Source organism: Sphaerisporangium cinnabarinum, assembly GCF_055567015.1.
The window spans coordinates 103701-126378 of the sequence record NZ_JBVHRG010000006.1; the positions used below are offsets into that span (position 1 = coordinate 103701).

Consider the following 22678-nt stretch of genomic DNA (forward strand, 5'->3'; position numbering starts at 1 on the left):
CGCTGAAGGAGAACGTCCATCGACGACGGATGGCCGCGATCCCACAGTCGAAGACCGTGGTGCTCTCGTTCTCGCTGGACGTCCAGGGCGTTGCACATGCGGATCCGCGATCCCGGGCGGTCGCCCGGGCGAGCCAAGACCAGGGCGAGACGACGCCGGGCGGGGTGGGTGGTGGTGCCGCGTCGCGGCGGGCCTGGCGGGAGCCGCGAGGAACGAGCGGCGGATGGTAGACGCGGCACCACCACCCACCCCGCCCACCCCACGCAACCACACGCCGTCGGGCAGCGTGACCGCGGCTCTACCTCGCACGACCACGGCTCTACCTCGGCGGACCAGGGCTCTACCTCGGCGGACCACGGTTCTCCCTCGCAGACGGGTCTCGCCCCGGTCCGTGGGGACGGACCGGGGCGAGACGGTGGTGCGACGCGCGCTGCGGGTCAGCCGCAGGAGCGGGCGTCGTACTGCTCCGTGACGGTCGTCGACCTCCCCCCGGCGTCGGTGGCCACGACCGTGACCTCACCGGCCTCGACGGAGGACCCGCGGGAGGCGAACGACTGGTAGGCGTTCTTCCCCGGCTCGACGCCGTTGACGGTCCTGGTGCCGAACGGCGTGTCGAGGCGCACCGTGAGGGGCGCGTCGTCGTCGTTCTGCGCGCGGACCGCGACGTAGACCTTGCCGGCGAGGCAGCGGGTCTCGGTCGTCACCGTGACGGCCGGGCCCGTGGGAGCGCCGTCGCCCACGGTGAGCGTGAGCGTCGTCGTCGTGGTGCCGGCCGTGCTGACGTAGTCCGGGAGGACGAGGTCGCCCCGGACGACGTACACGCCCGGCGTCTCGACGACGCTCTCGTCGAAGTCCCACTCGACCCCGACGGCCTGGTTGTCGCGCGAGCCGTCGTTGTAGGAGACGAGGACCCTGGTGGGCAGCCACGGCTGCTCGCCGACGTCGACGCTCTGCTCGAACTGCTCGGCGCCCTGGACGGAGATGCCGCCCTGCGAGCTCTCCGGCCGCACGTACACCTGGGCCTCGGCGATGAGGCCGTAGGTCGTGTTGGTGCCGTAGACGGTGAACGGCTCGACGTTGGTCTCGGCGACCATGGCGGGCGTGATCGGCTGCCACGTGAACTCGACGGCACCGCGGCGCCCGCTCGAGTACACGACGTCGAGCGTCGAGGGAAGCTCCGGCACCTCGCCCGTGACGGTCCGCAGGATCACGGGGCTCGCCACGGAGTCGACGGTGTCGCCGTTGACGCGCCACCGCAGGATGCCGGTGCCGGCGCCGCCGGTCTGCACGCCCGTGATCCGGACCCGCAGGTAGCTGGCCTCGACGGGCTCGAACTCCAGGTGGTTGTACGCGTTGCGCTGGAGCGCGTCCGCGTACGTGGAGCCCTCGGTCAGGGTGACGGGCGTCCAGTCGGTGCCGTTCTGCGAGTGCTCGACCGTGTAGGTGTCCGCACGCGGCATGCGCGTCCCACCGTTGTCGTCGTACCAGTAGATGTCGGTCGACGCGACCAGCACGGGCGACTCCCACGCGTACCGGATCCACGCGGCGTTCTGCGCGCTCGTGCCGTTCGCGGGCTGCCCCCACGTGCCCCAGCCGTTGCCCGCACCGGGGTTCGAGCTCGCGGGCGTCGAGGGCTCGTTGACCCGGAGCGGGTTCTCCCAGGAGGCGGACCCGCTCGTCGTGACGGTCGCGAGCGTCCCGAACTCGGCGGACGTCGCCTTCTCGGTGAGCTCGACCTCGACGTCGCGCTCGGTCGTGAGCTCGCCGTCGGACGCCGTGAGCCGGAAGGTGTACACCCCCGGGGCCGTGCCCGTCACCGTCGTGGTGAGGGCGTCGGCAGCACCGAAGATGACGCTCGCCCCGTCGGGCGCGGAGACCGTCGACCACCCGTAGGTGAGCGTCCCGTCCTCCGGGATCCCGTCGTCGGTCACCGTGCCGACGAGCGTGGTGGAGAGGTTCCCGTCCTTCGACCGGTCGACGTTCACCCCGACCGCCGGGGCGTCGTTGACGACCTCGGGCACCTCGCGGCCCGAGTCGAAGACCTGGATCTCCGAGATCGCCGTCCAGGACGACGGCGTGTTCGTGAACGCGACCCGGACCTTGTCCGCCGTCACGGCCTCGAACAGCGCCTCGTTGAACTTGGGCCCGGGGACCTTGGGCGCCTTGAACGCGTCCGGCACGGTCGTCCAGCCGCCGGACCCGTCGGGCACCTGGACCGAGTACCGCAGCGGCTCGCGGTACCCGCCCGCCTGCCGGTCGCTGACGAACCAGACCTTGACGTTGTCGAACGTCGTCGGCTCGCCCAGGTCGAGCTCCACGTAGCCCGTGTCGCCCTCCGTGCCGTAGTTGCCCCAGAAAGGCTCGTTGGCGGTGCTGCCGTCCGTGACCGCGTCGAGCGACACGGGCCGCTCGGTCTCCTTGATCGCGCCCGGCGTGTAGTTCATCGAGCCCGTGCTCCAGCCCGGCGTGTGGAACTGGCGCCACGGGGTCGGGCGCGCACCCTGCTGGGTGGCCGACGACGACAGCTCCGCGCCGCGCGCGAGGTTGTCGGCGTCCTCGGTGAGGTCGATGCCGGCCGTCCTCAGGTACGACACGACGCGCTCGTCCTCGATCGGGGTGTCCACGGCCGTGGGCACGGCGGCGCCCTCGTCGGCGACGACCTGGACCGCGAGGCCCTCGTCCGACTCCACGACCTCGTTGGCCGCCGGGTCGTAGACGAACCGGCCGAGCCCGTCGGCCGCGGCCTTGCGCTCACCGTCGACGAAGAGGCTGTATCCCTCGCCGAGGCCGTAGTGCGAGCCGTCCTCGTCCCAGACGATCGTCACGTCGGTGCCGTGGTACCGCAGGTTGTTGACCATGAAGTGGTCGTACCCGAGGTCGATCGGCCAGAGCTCGATCTTGTCGTCCGACCGCGGCTGGATGCCGCCCATGTCCTCGACGTAGATGTAGTTCATGTTGCCGAGCATCACGTGGTTCGGGTTGTTGCGGTTGAACGTCTGCGTGCTCGCGTTCCAGTTCGAGTAGTACTCGGCCTGGTTGGGGACGAGGGCGTCGCCGTTCGGGTAGATGCTCCACGCCATCCAGTCGAGGAGCTTCGCCGCGTACTCGGGCGTGACGTAGGTGTGGTCGGGGTCGTAGTGCCGCAGCGCGGACCGCACGCCCCGGTACTGGACCGTGAAGTTGATGTTGGAGAAGTTGTTCGACCCCCCGATGCCGTACTTGGCCCGGTCGTACTGGTTGGCCGTGTAGAACGGGAAGATCGGGAAGTTGTCCCCGTAGCGCAGGAAGCGGAACCCGTCGACGTACGTGTCGGCGTCCTCGACCGGGATGAGGTTCTCGGCGTAGATGTCGTAGAGGTTCGACTCCTTCGCCGGGATGAGGTCGCGCTCGGCCTGGCTCAGCGGGTTCTGGTTCCCGCCCGACGTCGCGCCGTGCGACGTCCCCGCGAGGAACATGCGCGTCTCCTCGCTCCACAGCCGCCCGAGGATGGCGTCCCGGATCTCGTCGGCGGTCTGCCCCATCTCCGCGACCTTCTCCGGGTCCGCCCCCGCCATCGCGTAGAGCTGGCGGGCGGCGTCGAACGCGCCCCACACGTACGCGGACTCCGGGCGCTCGATCGTCCGCGCGCCCGGCGCCCCCGCGTCGACCTTGGGGTACCCGAAGCTGATCGCGTCGGAGTCGTTGCCCGGCATGTAGTTGGTGTCGTACGCGATGAGCTTGTCGTCGTTGCCGTCGTAGTGCTCGAGCTGCCCGGTGCCGTCGCCCTCGAAGTACGTCGCGAAGCGCTCGGCGACCGCCGGACCGCCGCCGTGCACGTTGTACGCCTCGAGGCCCGCGGTGCCGAGGTACTGCGAGTAGTGGTTGTTCCAGCTCGTGTGGCCCGGGCTGTCGAGGAACGCCGACGCCCCGGAGAGCTCACCGATGTTGAGCACCTGCCCGTACCCGAGGTACGGGTTGCGGATCCACTTGGTGTCCTGCAGGTGCATGGGCTGCGTGAGCGCCACCGAGTTCTGGTAGAGGTTCACGCCCTCGATGGTCGTCGGGTACTGGTACACGTAGCCGGGCTCGTTCGCGTCCAGGCTGTTGTACCGCTCGCCCCACCAGCGGTAGACGATCGCCTTCTCGATCGCCTCGTCCGGGACGTCGATGTACGGGATGTCCTCCGCCCACTGCCGGTTGAACTCCGTGACGCCCGTGCGGAACGCCTCCGCGGGGGTCAGCGCGGCGTACTCGTGGAAGCTCTCCACCGACTCGGGGAGCGTGTCGCTGGACAGCACGCCGAGCACCGACAGGTCGACCGAGCCGCCCGCCGGCACCGTGACCTCGCGGTCGAGGTTGGTCCCCGTGCGCTCGAACCCCGGGGCCTTGAGCCCCACCGTCACGGTGGACCACGGCGTGTCCACGAGCCCGTTGTTCGACCCGCTCGTCAGCGTGCGGGTCCCCGTCAGCTCGTCGGCCGCGTCGGCTGCTGCCGTCGCGAGCGGCGAGGACGCGCGCACCGTGAAGGTCACGTCGCTCGCGCCGGGGTTGGTGAACGTCAGCGCGGACAGCGCCACGTTGTCGTACGTGATGAGCTTCTTGAGGTCCGCGACGACGCCCGTCGTCCCGACGGTGTAGCGCGCCTTCGCGTGGCTCGGCGCGTTGAAGCGCTGCGCCCCGACCTCGGTGATCGTCTGCCCGGGCACGGTCACGGTGTAGAGGTTGCCGAGGTTGTTCGGCCCACCCGCGAACGCGGAGCCCGCGAACCCCATGACCGCCCAGTTGCTGTTGCCCCGCAGGTACAGCGACCTGCCGCGCGTCTGGAGCACGCCGTTGCTCGCCGTCCCGCTCACCCCGAGCACGCGGTCGAGGTAGTAGTCGGTGCCGCCCGCGGCCAGGTCCTTCTCGAAGATCGACCCGTGCATCGAGCCCGCGGTCCACGGGACGCCCGGCTCGAGGGCGGCGGCGACCTGGTCCAGGTTCCTGTAGACCGGGTCGCCGATGTCCATCGAGTCCGTCGTGCCGTCGGTGTAGACACCGATGTCGCTCTCGTTCCCCGGCACCACGTCGGCCTGTGCCGCCGGTGCCAGTGCGACGCCGGTGGCGGCCATCGCACCTGTCATCGCCGAGGCGACGACCCTTCTCCACGCTCTCCCCGACATCACCAAGTCCTCTCCATCGGGAACCGGAACAGGTCCGGGACGACGACGGCGCCACGCGTCGCGCGGGTGGACTGCCTCGTCCGCCCGCCCCGCTGCGGGACGCGTGGACACGATCGTCGTGCCGGCTCGCGCCGCGCCGCGGAAGTCCCGGACCCGGGGCTCGTGGCCCCCGCTCCCTCCGCGATGAGGTCGCCAGTCGCGAGCCAGTCAACCAGCCAGGAGCGTCGACCGCAATGGTTTTCGGTATCGAGTTCGCGGCGCCACGGACCGGGCGCGCGGAGGCCCGGCTGGCAGATACTCCTTCTGCTCGCTGCGATATCGACCTCTGCGACGCGATCTCATCGACCCGCAGAGCCATCGACAGGAGCAGACTCCGAAAACGTCATGCCATCTGTTTCGTCGAGTGACCGGGTCGGGTGCGGCCGCCCCGCCCCCCTCGCGGGCGGAGCGCCGCGGGTGGGTCGACGGGCCGGCGAGGAAGGGTACGGGCGATGACGGGCGCAGGGAGGAGCCGGGAAGGCCCGGCCGGCAGCGGGCCGGAGGGTGCGAGGTCGCCCCCGGAGCAGGCTCGGCGCTACGCCCCGTCGGTCGTCGCGTCCGGCGGCGCGGCGCCCTCCGCGGGAGCCGTCCCGTCCGCGGGAGCCGTCTCCTCGGTGGGAGGGGCGGTCCCGTCCGCCGGGGCGGTGGACTCAGCGGGTGCGGTGCCGTCGCCCGGTGCAGTGGTCTCGGCCGGGTCCGGCGTGGGGGCGGGCGGTGCGAGCAGGGTGAAGGTCACGGGCTCGCTCGTCGCGCCGTCGACCCCGGCGATGCTCACCACCGCCGTGTACGTGCCGGGGTCGACCTCGGGCTGGTCGGGCGCGCAGCCCTCGACCGACCGGTGGCGGTCCCACCGCACGAGCCGCGACGGGTCCTCGTCGCCCGTGCTCATGAGGAGCAGGCGCTCGGTCGACCCGCAGTGGGCCGACGACCACACGAGCTCGTCGCCCGAGTAGACGAGCACCTGACGGCCCGCGTCCGACCCGTCGACGAGGCACGGCCGCCCGCCGGACTGCCGGACGGTCACGTCGAGCTGCACGGCGCGACCGGGCTCGTACTCGGCGGCGTTGGTGGTCACGGCGAGCTCGAGCGACGCCGCCGTGCAGTCGCGGGGCGGGCCTGCGGCCTCGGGCGTGGGGGGCGGGGACTTGCCCTCCTCGGCGCTCGCGTCGCCGCTCAGCAGCGGCCCGACGGCGCGGACGGCCACCTGGCCGAGCAGCACGAGGCCGACGACGAGCGCCACGAGGAGGAGGAGCGCGACGAGCCGACGCCGTACCAGGGCGGCGCGCGTGGGCGCGCCCGGCCCGGCGCTCGGGCGGGTGCTCGGCCTCGGGGTGCGGTCGGTCCGCGGCGTGCTCACGGGTCCTCCGTCGTGCTCGTGCTGGTCGGGACCACGCTAGCCGCGAGGCCACCCCGCGGGGCCGGTGCCGCGCCGACGGCGACCCAGGTCGGGGCACAATGAGTGCGGCCGACCCCGACCCTCCCGAGGACCCACCACCCGTGGCAGCCCCCACCCCCCGCCCGGCGCGCGCCGACGACCCCGTCCGCACGGCGCGCTCGACCGCGCTCTCGACCGTGCCCGGGGACCCGCACGCGGGGCTGCGCGACGCCGTCGGGCGCTGGTTCGGCGAGGCGGCCCGCGACCTGCCGTGGCGGGCCGCGGACCGCACCGCGTGGGGCGTGCTGGTGAGCGAGGTCATGCTGCAGCAGACGCCGGTCGTGCGGGTCGAGCCGGCCTGGCGGGCGTGGATGGAGCGCTGGCCCGAGCCGGCCGACCTCGCCGCCGCACCGACCGCCGACGTGCTGCGCGCGTGGGGCCGGCTGGGCTACCCGCGGCGCGCGCTGCGCCTGCAGGAGTGCGCCCGGGCGATCGTCGAGCGGCACGAGGGCGAGGTGCCCCGCGGCGAGGAGGCGCTGCGCGCCCTGCCGGGGGTCGGCGAGTACACCGCCGCGGCGGTCACCGCGTTCGCGCACGGGCGCCGCGCGGTCGTCGTCGACACGAACGTGCGCCGCGTCCTGGCGCGGGCGGTCGGGGGCGTGGCGCTGCCGGCGCCGTCGTACACGGCCGCGGAGCGCGCGACCGCCGCCGCGGTCGCGCCGACCGACGACGACGACGCGGTGCTGTGGGCGGCCGCGTCGATGGAGCTCGGTGCGCTCGTCTGCACGGCGCGCGCGCCCCGCTGCGGCGTCTGCCCCGTCCGCGACGCGTGCGCGTGGCGCCTGGCCGGGCGCCCGGGCGACGAGCACGCGGCCCGACGCCGCACGCAGGCCTGGGCGGGCACCGACCGGCAGGCGCGGGGCCGGGTCATGGCCGCGCTGCGCGACGCGCCGGGTCCGGTGCCGCGCGGCGTCGTGGCCGAGGTGTGGCACGACGCCGCGCAGCTCGACCGGTGCGTCGCGAGCCTCGTCGAGGACGGGCTCGTCGAGCAGGTCGACGGGCCGGGCGGGGTGCTCTACCGGCTCCCCGCCTGACCCGGCGTCAGACGGTCGGGAGCCACACGCGCATCGTCGACGGGCCCCGGCCCGCCCAGTCGTGGTACGGCACGAGCCGCACGTCGACGGGCTCCGCCGGGGCGACCCCGGCGCGCACGGACCCGGTCCGGCCCGGGGCACCGCCGTGCAGGGGCGCGTACGGCCACGGGCCGGGCGCCGGGTCGACGAGCAGCCCGCGGACGACGACGTGCCCGTCCTCCTCGCGCGGCGCGACGGCGACGTCGACGCGCAGGTCCGCGACGTCGCGGCCACCGGGCAGGTCCACCGACTCCACGCACAGGACCTCGGGGCCCCGCTGCACGGCCACGCACCCGCGCACGGCGTCGATCCGGTCGTCGGGCACGAGGAACCGGGGCGCGACGTCGAGGTCGAGCGTGACGACGCTCCCCGACCGCAGGTCCGGCACCGCGACGGTGCCCGCGGGCACGTGGCGGGCCGGGCCGTCGTCGACCACGAGCAGCCCCGAGCCCGACCACGCGGGGACGCGGAGCGTGAGCGCCCACCGCTCCGGCGCCTCGACGACGCGCACGCGGACGCGGCCCGTGGCCGGGTAGTCCGTCTCGACGTCGAGCGCGACCGGCTCTCCCGACGGGAGCGTGGCGCGGACCTCGCTCGGCGCGTACTGGTGGAGCTGCACCCCGCCGTCGTCGACGGTGGCGAGGTACCCGGCGAGGCTCGCGAACGTGCGCGCGACGTTGGGCGGGCAGCACGACACCTCGAACCACGGCGCGCGCAGCGACGACTCGGCACGCTTGCTCACCTGGTCCGGCGCGGCCGGCTCGCCCGGGACACGCTGGTGGAGCGTGTTCGCGTAGTAGAAGGCGCGGCCGTCGTGCGCGGGCGACGTCGCGACGACGTTGAACAGGGCGCGCTCCACGACGTCGGCGTAGCGTGCGTCGCCCTGCGCGAGCAGGAGGCGCCACGCGACCATGACCGACCCGATCGACGCGCACGTCTCCGAGTAGGCGCGGTCCGGCGGCAGCACGAAGTCGTCGCCGAACGCCTCGTCCTGGTGGTGCGACCCCTGCCCGCCGGTGACGTAGGTGCGCGCGGCCTGCGTGCGCTCCCACTGCCGCGCGACCGCGGCGACGAGCTCGTCGTCCCCGGTCTCCACGGCCACGTCGACGGCCCCCGCGGCGAGGTAGTTCGCGCGCACCGCGTGGCCCCGGAACACCGTGGCCTCGCGCACCGGGACGTCGTCCTGGTAGTACGAGCGGCCCCACTCGATGTCCGCGAGCGTGCCGCGCCCACGGCGCTCGACGAAGAGCGCCGCCTGGCGCACGTAGCGCGGCTCGTCGAGCGCGCGCCCGAGCTCCGCGAGCGCCACCTCGACCTCCGCGTGCCCGCACACGCCCTGGATGCCGTCGGGCCCGAACGTCTCGCACACGTGGTCGGCGGAGCGCCGCGCGACCTCGACGAGGAGGTCGTCGGGGTGGCCGGTGCGCACGCGCGCGACGGCCGCCTGCAGGAGGTGGCCCTGCACGTAGAGCTCGTGGCCCCACTCGAGGTCCGTGTACCGGGCGGGCTGGCCCGGGTGGCCGAACCGCGTGCACAGGTACCCGTCGGGTGCCTGCGCCGCGGCGACGCGCTCGACGATCGCGGCGAAGCGGCGCTCGAGGGCGTCGTCGGGCCGGCGCCCGAGCTCCCAGGCCATCGCCTCGAGCAGCTTGTACACCTCGGAGTCGCTGAACTCGCGGCCTCGCCGCGTCGTCGCGACGTCGCCGCGCACGACCGCGTCGAAGTTGCCGAGCCAGCCCTCGGCCTCGAGCCAGTGCTCGATGTGCGCGAGCGTCGCGGTCCGGTTGACCTCCTGGCGCTCGCCCCAGAACCCGCCCGTGATGCGCACCTGCGCCAGCCCGAGCGGCTGCAGCCGCCCGGTCGCGGGGACGACCGGGCGTCCGCCGTCGGTCGGGCGGGCACCGGTCCCCGTCGTCCGGGGCACGGTCGGGGTCGTGGTCATGGCAGCACCTCCCGAGGCGACGGGGTCGCCTCGTCGTTCGTCGGGGACGACGCCGGACGGCGTCGGATCGGTAGGCCGCGGGGCGAGGTCGAGGTCGGGGACGTGCGTCGTCGTCATCCCTTCAGCGCCCCGGACATGAAGCCGCGCACGTAGTGGCGCTGGAGCAGCAGGAACAGGACGATGCACGGCGCCGCGAGCACGACGACGCCCGCCTGGGTCGCGCCGTAGTCGACGATCCCCATGACCTGCTGGCGCATGTTGGCGACCGCGAGCGGCAGCGGCGCCTTCGTCGAGTCGGTGATGAGGATGAGCGGCGCCACGAAGTCGTTCCACGCGGCGAGGAACGCGAACAGGCCCACGGTGATGAGCCCGGGCTTGACCGCGGGGACGAGCACGCGGCGCAGCGCCCCGAAGGACGAGCACCCGTCGACCATCGCCGCCTCGTCGAGCTCGCGCGGGACGGACTCGAACGAGATACGCATCATGAACGTCGCGAACGGGAGCTGGAACATCGTGAGGACCAGCGCCAGTCCGAGCAGCGAGTTCTGCAGGTGCAGCGTGTTGAGCAGCACGTAGAGCGGGATGAGGAGCGTCGCGTACGGCACCATGAGGATCGCGAGCGTCACGAGGAACAGGACGTCGCGCCCGGGGAACCGGAACCGTGCGAACGCGAACCCGCCGAGCAGCGAGACGGTGAGCGTGAAGAGCACCGTGAGCCCGGAGACGACGACGGAGTTCCACAGGTACTGGCCGATGCCGGCCTGGTAGCCCGCGAGCGTCACGTAGTTGCCGAAGCCCCAGCCGTCGACCTGGTTGCTGCCGGGCTGCGGCGAGAACGACGCCACGCCGGCCCACACCAGCGGGAAGAGGAAGACGATCGCGAGCCCCCCGGTGAGCACCCAGTACGGGGTGCGCGTGAGGATGCCCGCGATGCGGGCACGAGGAGCCGGCGCGGGACGTGCACCGGGCGCGGGGCGGACGGGGGCGGTTGCCGTGACGGCCATGTCACTTCTCCTCGGGTGCGCGCATGCCACGGACCTGCGCGACGTTGATGAGCACGAGGGCCGCGAGCACGATGATCGACAGCGCGGCGGCCACGCCCAGGTCGTTCTGCCCCTGGAAGGCGATGTTGTAGACGAGCTGGACGACGGTGATGGTGCTGTTGTCCGGCCCGCCCTTGGTGAGGATGTAGAACTGGTCGAACGCGAGCAGCGACCCCGTGACGCAGAGGATCGTGCAGAGCGCGAGCGACGGGCGCAGCAGCGGGACGGTCACGCGCGCGAACGTCTGCCACCGGTTGGCGCCGTCCATGCGCGCCGCCTCGTACACCTCGTGCGGGATGCCCTGGAGGCCCACCATGAGCAGCAGCATGTAGAAGCCGGCGAAGCGCCAGACGATGAGGAACACCGTCGACCAGAGCGCGCCGTCGGGCGACCCGAGGAACGAGACGGGCTGGTCGACGATCCCCAGGCGCTCCAGCAGCGGCGAGATCGGCCCCACCTGCGGTGAGTACAGCGCGTAGAAGAGGAGGGACGCGGACGCGAGGCCCAGCGCGCTCGGCACGAGGATGGACGTGCGCAGGAAGCTCTTCCACCGGCTCGACTCCTGCACCAGGAGCGCGAACCCGAGCCCCAGCGCGATGAGGAGCACGGTGGCGATGACCGTGTACTTCAGGGTGAAGACGACGGAGTCCCAGAAGAACCGGTTCTCGACGGCGTCGCGGAAGTTGTCGGGGAAGTTCACGCCGCGGTTGCCCGCCAGGAGCGGCCAGTCGGACGCCGACATCTGGCCGACGAGCAGCACCGGCAGGACGAAGAGGACGAGGACGAACACGGCCGTCGGCGCGGCGTAGGCCCACCCGCGGGCGGACTGCGACCGTCCGGGTCGACGACGGCGCGCGGCGCCCTCGGTCCCGCCGGCGCGGGGCGGTCGGTCGTCGCTCGGGACGGGCCCGCGGGCCGCCGGGCCGTGCGGCACGGGCGGTGGCGGCGTCGAGGGCGCGGACTGCACGGACATGGCTGGTCTCCTGGGACGGGGGCGAGGGAAGCCGGACCGGGCTCGCCGCCGCACGGCCTGCGGGCGGCGGCGAGCACCGTGGTCGACCGGGTCGGTGGTCGGTCGGTGGACCCGCGGGAGGTCGCCGGCGGCGCCGGAACCTCCCGGGGCCTCACTGCGACAGGACCGCCGTGATCTCCTCGTTGTCCGGCTCGATGCTCGAGCCGTCGCCGAACACGGCGTTGCGCACGAGCGTGAGCCACGGGCTGTTCGGCGCGTTGAACGCCTGCTGGAAGTTGCGCGCGACGGGCGTGCGGCCCTGGCTCGCGATCTCGTTGATCGTCATGACGCGCGGGTCGGCGGACGAGAACTCGTTGTCGACCAGGTCGGCGCGGGACACGACGTCGCCGTTCTTGGCGAGCACCTGCACCTGGGCGTCCTCGGACATCATCCAGGACAGGAAGTTCCACGCCTGGTCCGACTTCTCGCTGTCCTTGGAGATGCCGATGCCGTCGCCGCCCACGAAGGTCGACCCGCCGCCGTCGGGACCGGGGATCGGCGCGACGCCGACGTCCACCGTCTCGTCGGCCGTCGACAGGAGCGTCGCCGGGTACGGCATGACGCCGACCTTGCCCTCCTGGAAGGGGGCGACCCACGTGGCGCCCGTCTCGTCGCGCGTGCCCGCGCCGACCGCGTCGGAGTCGACGAGGTCCTTGTAGACGGCGTACACGTCCTGCGCGGTGTCGCTCGCCAGGAGCGACTCGGCGCCGGCGTCGCCGAGGACGTCCTCGTCCGCGGCCCAGATCGACGGGAACCACGTGAAGACGAGGCACCCGCCGCAGTTGCCCCCGAAGAACGTGCCGTCCACCCCGCCGCCGAGCGCGTCGACGGCCTTGGCCTGCTCCGCGAACTCGGCGAGCGACGTCGGCGGCGCCTCGGGGTCGAGGCCCGCCTGCTCGTAGAGGTCCTTGTTGTAGAAGAGGACGGAGACGTCGAGGACGAACGGGAGGATGTACTCCTGGTCCTCGTAGGTGCCGGCCTCGAGGTGGCCCGGGTTGATCTTGTCCGCGAAGTCGAGCTGGTCGATGCGCCCGGTGACGTCCTGGTAGAGGCCCTGCTCGACCCAGTTCGGCACGTACACGATGTCGGCAGCGAACAGGTCCGGCAGACCGCCGCTGCCCGCGGCGGCACCGACCTTCGCCACGTAGTCGTCGTTGGGGACGATGGTGAGCTCGACCTCGTTCTCGTGGCTCGCGTTGTACGCGTCCACCAGGAGCTTCGCCTGCTTCTCGAGCGGTGCGCGCGTCCACAGGGTGAGCGTGCTGCCGTCGTCGACACCCTCGACGCCTCCCTCCCCCGTGCCGCCCGTCGCGGCGTCGTCGCCGCCGGAGGCGGACCCGCACGCGGCGAGCCCCAGTGCGACGAGGCCGGCGAGCGTCGTCGTGGCCACGGACCTCTTCCACGAGGTCCCGCGGTGGTGTGTCATCTCGTGTCTCCTCGTACTCGTCTTCGAGCCGTTGCACCTGCGCCCCGTGCCCGCGCTTCGGGCGAACACGTTTTCGGTCACGGTGTCGCGCTGCGGCGCGCTCCACGTGGCCGACACTCCCCTCAGGCGGCTAGTGTTCGATGTCCTGACGTCGACCGTGAGCCGGATGCTCGCGTCGTCGCCTGGCGCCGAAACTAACCGAAAAGGTTTTCTGAATGTATGGCAGCGCGATAGCCTCGTCAAGCAGGGCAGCGGGTTACAGTTCGATCACGGCTCGATCGTCGAGGGCGCAGCGCAGCGCACCGGCAGGAGGGGGAACGGCCTCATGACGACCCAGAGCGGGAGCGCCTCGCCGCGCGCGGCGACCCTCACCGACGTCGCACGCCTCGCCGGCGTGTCCATCGCGACCGCGTCCAAGGCGATCAACGGCCGCGACCAGGTCAAGGCCGAGACCCGCCTGCGCGTCCTCGAGGCCGCCGAGCGCCTGTCGTTCGCGCCCAACGCGCTCGCCCGCGGACTGCTCAAGGGCCGCACGGGCACGGTGGGCCTCCTCACGAGCGACCTCGAGGGCCGGTTCTCGATCCCGGTCCTCATGGGGGCCGAGGACGCGTTCGGGGCGGGCCGCGTGTCGGTCTTCCTCTGCGACGCGCGCGGCGACGCCATCCGCGAGCAGCACCACGTGCGCGCCCTGCTCTCCCGGCGCGTGGACGGCCTCATCGTCGTGGGGTCGCGGACCGACCCGCGCCCCCCGCTCAGCGCCGACGTCCCCGTCCCGGTCGTCTACGCCTACGCGCCGTCGGAGGACCTCTCCGATGTGTCGATCACCGCGGACAACGTGGGTGCGGGCCGCCTCGCCGTCGAGCACCTGCTCTCGTGCGGGCGCCGCCGGGTCGCGCACGTCTCGGGCGACCCCGGGTACAAGGCCGCGCAGGACCGCGCGGCGGGCGCCGAGGCCGCGGTGGCCGCCGCCGGGCTCGAGCTCGTCGGCGGGCAGACGTTCTTCGGCTCGTGGAGCGAGGGCTGGGGACGCGGCGCGGCGCGCATGATCGTCGAGCAGCACGGCGACGTCGACGCGTTCTTCTGCGGCTCCGACCAGATCGCTCGCGGCGTGCTCGACGCGCTGCGCGAGCTCGGCCGCGACGTGCCGGGCGAGGTGTCGGTCATCGGGTTCGACAACTGGGAGGTGCTCACGACGAACGCCCGCCCCCAGCTCACGAGCGTCGACATGAACCTCGAGCGGCTCGGGCGCGTCGCGGCGCAGCGCCTCTTCGCCGCGATCGACGGCACGGTGCGCCCGGGCGTCGAGGAGCTCCCCTGCCGCGTGGTGACCCGCGCGTCGACGGTCCCGATCAGCTGAGCACGGCGTCCGCGGTGGCGCCGCTGCCGCGGTCGTCGACGTCGTCGAGGTCGAGCAGCATGCGCGTGTTGCCCAGCGTGTTGGGCTTCACGCGCGCGAGGTCGAGGAACTCCGCGACGCCGTCGTCGTGCGAGCGCAGGAGCTCTGCGTACACCTCGGGGGACACGGGCGTCCCCTCGATGGTGCGGAAGCCGTGCGCGCGGAAGAAGTCGACCTCGAACGTCAGGCAGAACACGCGCCGCAGGCCGAGCGCCCGGGCGCGCTCGACGAGCTCGACCACGAGCACGTGCCCGACGCGGTGCCCGCGCCAGGCCGGGTCCACCGCGAGCGTGCGGATCTCCGCGAGGTCGTCCCACATGACGTGCAGCGCCCCGCACCCGACGACGCGCCGCACGTCCTCGCCGTCCGCCGCGTCCGGGTCCGGCACCTCGGCGACGACGAACTCCTGGACCGCCTCGTAGTAGCCGACCATCTCCTTGGCGAGGAGGATCCGGTCCTCGGCGTAGGGCTGCACGAGCGCACGCACCGCCCGCACGTCCGCGGGCAGGGCGGGACGGACACGGACGGCGGAGGTCGTGGGCACCGCGACACTGTACGCGCGGGAGCCACTCGGTGCATAGTCATGCACCGGGCCGCATACCTGCGCTCCGGGCCTCAGGAGCCCCCGACGAGGTGGGCCGCGGTGATCTCGTCGACGACGAGGTCGGTCACCACCCCCGCGCGCAGCGCCGCGCGCAGCGGTGCCACCTTGTTGTCCCCCGCGACGGCGCACACCCGCCGCGGAACGCGCCGCAGCTCCTCGGGCGCCGGCCCCGTCGCCCGCTCGTTGAGCGCGATGTCGCGGTAGGTCCCGTCCGCCCGGAGGAACACGGTGCAGACGTCGCCGACGACGCCCTCGGCGTCGAGGACGGCGACGTCGTCGGGGTCGAGGTACCCCGCGGAGTACACGTGCGACGGCACGCCGCCCGCGACGGCCCCGACCGAGAACAGCGCGATGTCCGCGCGGTGCTGCACGTCGAGCACGCGCCGCACGGACCGCTCGCGCCACATCGCGCGCTTCGTCTCCGCGTAGTCGAAGAACGCGGGCACTGGGAAATGGTGCACGTGGGCGTCGAAGGCGCTGCCGAAGCCCGCGATGAGGTCGCCCGCGTAGTGCACCCCCGAGGTGCGCGTGTTCGCCGCCCCGTTGAGCTGCACGACGGCGCTCCCCCGGGTCGGCTTGCGGGGCAGGTGCCGGGACACGGCGGAGAGCGTCGTGCCCCACGCGATCCCGAGGATCATGTCGGAGTCGAACCACGTCGACAGCAGGCGCGCGGTCGTCAGCGCGACCTGCTCGAGCCGCTCGACCTGCGGCGCCTGGTCCGGCACGGGGACCACGTAGGCGTCGATCCCCCACGTGCTCGCGAGGTGCTGCCCGAGCCCCGGTCCGCGGCTGCGCGCGGGCCGCAGCGAGATCTCCACCAGGCCCGTGTCGCGCGCCCGCTTCACCAGCCGCGACACGGTGGACCGCGACGTGTGCAGGTGCTTGGCGATCGCCTCCATCTTCATGTCCTGGAGGTAGTACATCGACGCCGCGCGCAGGACGTCCTGCTCCCGATCGACCATCACGATCTCCTTCCCGTCACCCCCATTCTGCACGTTCGTGCACGACGGTTGCGCGGGCGTTCGGGGCGTGGTGGTCTGGACCGTGTGCCTCCGCGCCGGAGACCCCGGTGCGCGCACGGCGGTTCCCGCTCGCGCACCCTGGTCGGGCGTGGGACCGTCGCTGTGAGCGCACCGTGGGCGCGATCGTCCCGCGGCGTGCCGCAGCACCGAGGGACGAGAGAGGAAGACGGATGGCATCCACGAGACTCACCGCGGACTCCCGGCGGCAGGCGCTCGCCGCGCTCGAGGCCAGCACCAGCGCGGACGCCGAGCTCGACGTCCTCGTGATCGGCGGCGGCGTCACCGGCGCCGGGATCGCGCTCGACGCGGTCACGCGCGGGCTCTCCACCGCGATCGTCGAGGCGCAGGACTGGTCGGCAGGGACGTCGAGCCGGTCGAGCAAGCTCGTGCACGGCGGCCTGCGGTACCTGCAGATGCTCGACTTCCACCTGGTCAAGGAGGCGCTCACGGAGCGCGACCTCCTGCTCAAGGAGATCGCGCCGCACCTCGTGCGTCCCGTTCCCTTCCTGTACCCCCTCGAGCACCGCGTGTGGGAGCGTGCCTACGTCGGCGCGGGCATCGCGCTGTACGACACGCTCGCGAGCGTCGCCCCCGGACGCCGCGCGATGCCGCTGCACCGGCACCTGTCGCGCAGCCGCATGGAGAAGAAGTTCCCCGACCTCGCGCACGACGCGGCCGTCGGCGCCGTCCAGTACTGGGACGCGTCGGTCGACGATTCCCGCCTCGTCTCGACGCTCGTGCGCACCGCCGCGTCGTACGGCGCGCACGCGGCCTCCCGCACACAGGTCGTCTCGCTCACCAAGGGCTCGACCGGCGCCGTGAACGGCGCCGTGCTCCAGGACCTCGAGACGGGCCGCGAGATCACCGTCCGGGCACGCGCCGTCATCAACGCGACCGGCGTCTGGACCGAGGACACCGAGGCGCTCGCGGGCAGCGAGGGCGGGCTGCGGGTCCTCGCGTCCAAGGGCATCCACATCGTCGTGCCGCGCGAGCGCATCAAGGGCCAGGTCGGGCTGATCCTGCAGACCGAGAAGTCGGTCCTGTTCGTCATCCCGTGGTCCCGCTACTGGGTCATCGGCACGACCGACACCCCGTGGGAGCAGGAGCTCCAGCACCCCGTCGCGACCGCGGCCGACATCGACTACGTGCTCGAGCACGCGAACGCCGTGCTCGCCCACCCCCTCACGCGCGACGACATCATCGGCACCTGGGCGGGCCTGCGGCCGCTGCTCCAGCCGGGCACCAAGGAGGGCACCAGCTCCGCGAAGGTCTCGCGCGAGCACACGGTCGCCTCCCCGACCCCGGGCCTCACGGTCATCGCCGGCGGCAAGCTCACCACCTACCGCGTCATGGCGAAGGACGCGGTGGACTTCGCGATCGGCCAGCGCGCGAGCGCCCTGCCGTCGATCACGCACAAGATCCCGCTGCTCGGCGCCGTCGGCCTCGACGCCGTGCGCCGCCAGGCACGGCCCTGGGCGTCCCGGTACGGCTGGACCCCGGCCATGGTCGACCACCTCCTGCACCGGTACGGGTCGAACCTGCGCGAGCTCGTCGAGCTGTGCGAGGCGCAGCCGGACCTCGCCCGCCCGCTCGAGCACGCGCCGGCCTACCTGCGCGCGGAGATCGCGTACGGCGTCTCCCACGAGGGGGCGCTGCACCTCGAGGACCTGCTGCTGCACCGGACGCGGCTCAACTACGAGGTGCCCGACCGGGGCCTCGCCGCGCTGCCCGAGATCGCGGCCGTCGCCGCCGAGATCCTCGGGTGGGACGACGCGACGCGCGACGCCGAGATCGCGAGCTACACCGCCCGCGCGGAGGCCGAGGCCGCCGCCGAGCAGGAGCCCGACGACGCGTCCGCCGAGCGCACCCGGCTGGAGGCGCCCGACGTGTCCCCCCTCCAGCCGCTCCGCACGACCTGACAGCTGCACATCGTCGCGAGCGAGCCCCGGGGCTGCCGACCGTCGGGTCGGCCCCCGGGGCCCCGCACACCGACCCCACGGGGCGCCACGCCGACGGCGGACCGACCCGAGGACCCGGCGCTCAGGTGCGCCGGGACGGTTGAGACAGAGAAGTCCACCACGAAAGAGAGAGCACGATGGATCAACTCCTCATGAACGCCTTCTGGTCCGAGATACTCGGCACGGCGACACTGATCCTCCTCGGCGCGGGCGTCGTCGCGAACGTCGTCCTCCCGAGGACCAAGGGCTTCAACGGCGGCTGGCTCCTCATCAACTTCGGATGGGGTCTCGCGGTCTTCGCCGGCGTGTACGTGGCCTACAAGTCGGGTGCGCACCTCAACCCGGCCGTGACCATCGGTCTCTTCACCGCCCAGGAGCCGTTCTTCTCCGTGACCGGGCCCGAGGGGCTCGTGACGGCGACGATCGAGCCGACGGTCGGCAACATGTTCCTGTACTTCGGGGCCCAGATGATCGGTGCCTTCGTCGGCGCCGTGCTGGCGTTCCTGGCGTACAAGAAGCACTTCGACGAGGACGCGCCCGGCGCGACCAAGCTCGCGGTGTTCTCCACCGGCCCCGAGATCCGCTCCTACGCGTGGAACTTCGTCACGGAGGTCATCGCGACGTTCGTGCTCGTGTTCTTCGTCGTGGCGTCCGGCAAGACCCCGTCCGGCCTGGGGCCGCTCGCGGTCGCGCTCATCGTGGTCGGTATCGGCGCGAGCCTCGGTGGTCCCACCGGCTACGCCATCAACCCTGCCCGTGACCTCGGTCCCCGCATCGCGCACGCGGTGCTGCCGATCCGGGGCAAGGGCTCGAGCGACTGGGCCTACGCCTGGGTCCCGGTCGCCGGTCCGCTGGTCGGCGGCGTCCTCGCCGGCCTGCTCGGGGCCGCCTGGGTCTGACCGACCCGGACGACCGGACCTCTCCCCCGCGTGACCGGGGAGCCGGGGGCCTCCCCGGTCACGCGACCCGCGCCGTCGGGCGCCGGGCACTACGCCGCAACCACACCCACACCGACGTGAAGGACTGAACGCACCATGGCCGACTACGTTCTCGCCATCGACCAGGGGACCACGAGCTCCCGGGCCATCGTCTTCAACCACTCCGGGGAGATCTACTCCACCGGGCAGCTCGAGCACGACCAGATCTTCCCGCGCGCGGGCTGGGTCGAGCACAACCCCGAGCAGATCTGGAACAACGTGCGCGAGGTCGTCGGTCTCGCCCTCACCCGAGGCAACCTCACGCACGAGGACATCGCGGCCGTCGGCATCACGAACCAGCGCGAGACGGCCGTCGTCTGGGACAGGACCACGGGCAAGCCCGTCTACAACGCCATCGTCTGGCAGGACACGCGCACCCAGAAGATCGTCGACGAGCTCGGCGGCGCCGAGGGCCCCGAGAAGTACAAGTCGATCGTCGGTCTGCCGCTCGCCACCTACTTCTCGGGCCCGAAGATCAAGTGGATCCTCGACAACGTCGAGGGTGCGCGCGAGAAGGCCGAGAAGGGCGACCTGCTGTTCGGCAACACCGACACGTGGGTGCTGTGGAACATGACGGGCGGCACCGAGGGCGGCGTGCACGTCACCGACGTGACCAACGCGTCGCGCACGATGCTCATGGACCTCGACACGCTCTCCTGGCGCGAGGACATCGCCGCCGACATGGGCATCCCGCTGTCGATGCTCCCCGAGATCCGGTCGTCGTCCGAGGTGTACGGCCACGGGCGCCCGCGCGGCCTCGTCCCCGGCGTCCCGATCGCCGGCATCCTCGGCGACCAGCAGGCAGCCACGTTCGGCCAGGCGTGCTTCGAGGTCGGCCAGGCCAAGAACACGTACGGCACCGGCAACTTCCTGCTGCTCAACACGGGCACGGAGAAGGTCATGAGCAAGAACGGCCTGCTCACCACGGTCTGCTACAAGATCGGCGACGCGCCCGCGGTGTACGCGCTCGAGGGCTCGATCGCCGTGACAGGCTCGCTGGTGCAGTGGCTGCGCGACAACCTGGGCATGTTCGAGGACGCGCCCGACGTCGAGTGGCTCGCGGGCAAGGTCCAGGACAACGGCGGCGCCTACTTCGTGCCGGCGTTCTCCGGCCTGTTCGCGCCCTACTGGCGGCCCGACGCGCGCGGCGCGCTCGTGGGCCTCACGCGGTACGTCAACCGCAACCACATCGCGCGCGCCGCGCTCGAGGCGACGGCGTTCCAGAGCCGCGAGGTCGTCGACGCGATGAACGCCGACTCGGGCGTCGACCTCACCGAGCTGCGCGTCGACGGCGGCATGGTCGCCAACGAGCTCCTCATGCAGTTCCAGGCCGACCAGCTCGGTGTCGACGTCGTGCGGCCCAAGGTCGCCGAGACGACGGCGCTCGGTGCCGCGTACGCCGCGGGCATCGCCGTCGGCTTCTGGAAGGGCGAGCAGGACGTCATCGACAACTGGGCCGAGGACAAGCGCTGGAGCCCGTCGATGGAGTCCGGCGAGCGCGAGCGGCTGTACCGCAACTGGAAGAAGGCCGTGACGAAGACGATGGAGTGGGTCGACGAGGACGTGGAGCAGTAGCCCGTCCCGGGACCGCCCGTCGAGGGGGTGGGGTGTGCGACGTCGCGGCGTCGGGCACCCCACCCCCTCGTCGTGCTCCCACGGGGCGAGTCGCGCGCGTCGTGCCTAGCGTCGGGAGGGTGCCGCGACCCGCGGCCCGACGACGGGAGACGACATGACCGACACGCACCACGAGCAGCCCCACGCGAGCTCCGACGAGGTCGGGAAGGTCCGTGAGCTGGTCAAGGACGAGAAGATCGCCATGCTGACCACCGTCGCGACCGACGGGAGCCTCGTCAGCCGGCCGATGGGCGTCCAGGCCGTCGACTTCGACGGCGACCTGTGGTTCTTCGCCGCCGCCGACTCGCACAAGGTGGCCGAGATCGCACGCGACTCGGCGGCGAACGCGGCCTTCTCGGGCTCGACGTCGTGGGTCTCCGTGTCCGGGCGTGCCTCGCTCGTCCGTGACCGCGACAAGATCCGCGAGCTGTGGAACACGGTCGCCGACGCCTGGTTCCCCGACGGCCCGGACACGCCCGGGGTGGTCCTCATCCGGCTGCACGCCGACTCCGCGGAGTACTGGGACTCCCCCGGCGGCCGCGTCGCGACGCTCTTCAGCCTGGTCAAGGCGAAGGTCACCGGGTCGCGCTACGACGGCGGGGAGAACGAGACCGTCGAGCTGTGACGCGTGCCGTCGGACGCCACCCTAGCCGCGGGCCCCGCGGGCCCCGCGGCTAGGGTGGCCAGGTGAGCGTCACCCGCGAGACCGCGTACACCCTGCCCGGCATCCACGTCACCGACCGCGAGCTCGAGGTGCCGCTCGTCTGGGACGACGACGCGGACCCGCGCCGCCTCACGCTGTTCGTGCGCGAGCTCGTCGACCCCGTGCGGCGCCACGACGACCTCCCGCTGCTCGTGTTCCTCCAGGGCGGCCCGGGCGGCAAGGGGCCCCGGCCGACCGGGCCGGACGGCTGGGTCGGCACCGCGCTCGCGACGCACCGGGTGGTGCTGCTCGACCAGCGCGGCACGGGCCGGTCCTCGGCGGTGCGCGGGGCGGCGCTCGCCGCGCGCGGCCCGGGGGCGGTCCAGGCCGAGTACCTCTCCCGCTTCCGGGCGGACGCGATCGTCGCCGACGCCGAGCACGTGCGCCGGACGGTGTACGGCGGTCGGCGGTGGACGTCGCTCGGCCAGTCCTACGGCGGCTTCCTCACGATGACCTACCTGTCGCGGGCGCCCGAGGCGCTCGCCGCCTGCTACGTGACGGGCGGCCTGCCTGGCCTGACGGCCGACGCGCGCGAGGTCTACCGCCGCACGCAGCCGCGCGTCGTCGCGAAGAACGCCGCCTACCGCGAGCGCTACCCGGACGACGCGGCCCGCCTCGCGCGCGTCGCGGACCTCCTCGCGGCCGACGACGTGCGGCTGCCCGACGGCGACCGGCTCACCGTGCGCCGGCTCCAGTCGCTCGGCACGGACCTCGGCATGAAGCCCGGCCCGGAGCGCATCCACTGGCTCGTGGACGAGGCGTTCGACCCCGACGCGCCGGACACCCTGACGGACACGTTCCTCGCGGAGGTCGCGGCCGCGACGTCGTTCCGCACCAACCCCCTGTACGCCGTGCTGCACGAGTCGATCTACGCGCAGTCGGGCGACGGCCCGACGGCCTGGGCCGCCGAGTCGGTCCGGGCGCAGGACCCGGCCTTCGACCCGTCGGCCCGGCCGCTGCTCCTCACCGGCGAGATGATCTACCCCTGGATGTTCGAGGAGGTCGCCGCGCTCCGACCGTTCCGCGCGGCGGCGGAGGCGCTCGCCGCGCGGGAGGACTGGCCCGACCTGTACGACCTCGACGTCCTCGCGAGCAACGAGGTGCCGGTCGAGGCAGCGGTGTACTTCGACGACATGTTCGTGGACGCCGGGCTCTCGCTCGAGACGGCCGAGCGCGTGGGGAACGTCCGCACGTGGGTGACGAACGAGCTCGAGCACGACGGCCTGCGCACGGGCGATGTGCTCGCGCGCCTCGTCGAGCGGCTCGCCGCCCGCGGCGGCCCGCGCGCCTGAC

Annotated in this window: 14 protein-coding genes and 1 pseudogene; 7 read left to right on the forward strand and 8 right to left on the reverse strand. The window is 72.9% G+C overall.

Translation table 11 applies throughout. The features are described from left to right. Positions 1 to 437: 437 nt before the first annotated feature. Both ACZ4MO_RS10505 and ACZ4MO_RS10510 read right to left on the reverse strand, forming a co-directional pair. Complete coding sequence (locus ACZ4MO_RS10505; protein WP_354052660.1) at positions 438 to 5090, reverse strand: galactose-binding domain-containing protein; 4653 nt, start codon at positions 5088 to 5090, stop codon at positions 438 to 440. Positions 5091 to 5715: 625 nt separating this feature from the next. Then, positions 5716 to 6537: a hypothetical protein gene (locus ACZ4MO_RS10510; protein ID WP_175007717.1), complete on the reverse strand. Its 822-nt coding sequence runs from the start codon at positions 6535 to 6537 to the stop codon at positions 5716 to 5718. A gap of 239 nt (positions 6538 to 6776) precedes the next feature. On the opposite strand from ACZ4MO_RS10510, the pseudogene ACZ4MO_RS10515 reads away from it, so the two are divergent. Then, a pseudogene (locus ACZ4MO_RS10515) lies at positions 6777 to 7639 on the forward strand (HhH-GPD family protein); the annotation flags it as partial. Between the two features lie 17 nt (positions 7640 to 7656). Here the strand turns inward: ACZ4MO_RS10515 and ACZ4MO_RS10520 are convergent. The 4 genes from ACZ4MO_RS10520 to ACZ4MO_RS10535 all read right to left on the reverse strand — a co-directional run bounded on the left by ACZ4MO_RS10520 (position 7657) and on the right by ACZ4MO_RS10535 (position 13111). Next, positions 7657 to 9630 carry a beta-L-arabinofuranosidase domain-containing protein gene (locus ACZ4MO_RS10520; RefSeq protein WP_175007715.1) on the reverse strand — a complete coding sequence of 658 codons (1974 nt, stop codon included), beginning with the start codon at positions 9628 to 9630 and terminating at the stop codon, positions 7657 to 7659. A 113-nt stretch (positions 9631 to 9743) separates the two neighbouring features. Continuing rightward, complete coding sequence (locus ACZ4MO_RS10525; RefSeq protein WP_175007714.1) at positions 9744 to 10634, reverse strand: ABC transporter permease subunit; 891 nt, start codon at positions 10632 to 10634, stop codon at positions 9744 to 9746. A 1-nt stretch (position 10635) separates the two neighbouring features. Then, on the reverse strand, positions 10636 to 11646 hold the full coding sequence (locus ACZ4MO_RS10530; protein ID WP_175007713.1) for an ABC transporter permease subunit: 1011 nt from the start codon (positions 11644 to 11646) through the stop codon (positions 10636 to 10638). Between the two features lie 151 nt (positions 11647 to 11797). Next, positions 11798 to 13111: an ABC transporter substrate-binding protein gene (locus tag ACZ4MO_RS10535; RefSeq protein ID WP_175007712.1), complete on the reverse strand. Its 1314-nt coding sequence runs from the start codon at positions 13109 to 13111 to the stop codon at positions 11798 to 11800. Positions 13112 to 13436: 325 nt separating this feature from the next. Between ACZ4MO_RS10535 and ACZ4MO_RS10540 the strand changes: the two genes are divergently transcribed. Further along, positions 13437 to 14468, forward strand: coding sequence for a LacI family DNA-binding transcriptional regulator (locus ACZ4MO_RS10540; protein ID WP_175007711.1), 1032 nt, complete (start codon positions 13437 to 13439; stop codon positions 14466 to 14468). On the opposite strand, the gene ACZ4MO_RS10545 is transcribed toward ACZ4MO_RS10540, so the two are convergent. Next, a complete protein-coding gene (locus ACZ4MO_RS10545; RefSeq protein ID WP_175007710.1) occupies positions 14461 to 15051 on the reverse strand; it encodes an amino-acid N-acetyltransferase in 591 nt (196 codons plus the stop codon). The genes ACZ4MO_RS10540 and ACZ4MO_RS10545 overlap by 8 nt on opposite strands. A 71-nt stretch (positions 15052 to 15122) precedes the next feature. Then, positions 15123 to 16073 (reverse strand): sugar-binding transcriptional regulator, encoded by a 951-nt coding sequence (locus ACZ4MO_RS10550; protein ID WP_499278821.1) that lies wholly within the window; start codon positions 16071 to 16073, stop codon positions 15123 to 15125. Between the two features lie 230 nt (positions 16074 to 16303). On the opposite strand from ACZ4MO_RS10550, the gene ACZ4MO_RS10555 reads away from it, so the two are divergent. The 5 genes from ACZ4MO_RS10555 (at position 16304) to ACZ4MO_RS10575 (ending at position 22677) form a co-directional block, all read left to right on the forward strand. Further along, positions 16304 to 18052 (forward strand): FAD-dependent oxidoreductase, encoded by a 1749-nt coding sequence (locus ACZ4MO_RS10555; RefSeq protein WP_175007708.1) that lies wholly within the window; start codon positions 16304 to 16306, stop codon positions 18050 to 18052. 191 nt (positions 18053 to 18243) lie between these two features. Beyond that, the gene (locus tag ACZ4MO_RS10560) at positions 18244 to 18990 is read left to right on the forward strand and encodes an MIP/aquaporin family protein (RefSeq protein ID WP_240696709.1); all 747 of its coding nucleotides are present in this window, start codon (positions 18244 to 18246) and stop codon (positions 18988 to 18990) included. Between the two features lie 135 nt (positions 18991 to 19125). Continuing rightward, positions 19126 to 20643 carry a glycerol kinase GlpK gene (glpK, locus tag ACZ4MO_RS10565; RefSeq protein WP_175007707.1) on the forward strand — a complete coding sequence of 506 codons (1518 nt, stop codon included), beginning with the start codon at positions 19126 to 19128 and terminating at the stop codon, positions 20641 to 20643. 154 nt (positions 20644 to 20797) lie between these two features. Then, positions 20798 to 21307, forward strand: coding sequence for a pyridoxamine 5'-phosphate oxidase family protein (locus tag ACZ4MO_RS10570; protein WP_175007706.1), 510 nt, complete (start codon positions 20798 to 20800; stop codon positions 21305 to 21307). 62 nt (positions 21308 to 21369) lie between these two features. After that, positions 21370 to 22677: an alpha/beta fold hydrolase gene (locus tag ACZ4MO_RS10575; protein ID WP_175007705.1), complete on the forward strand. Its 1308-nt coding sequence runs from the start codon at positions 21370 to 21372 to the stop codon at positions 22675 to 22677. Position 22678 lies beyond the last annotated feature (1 nt).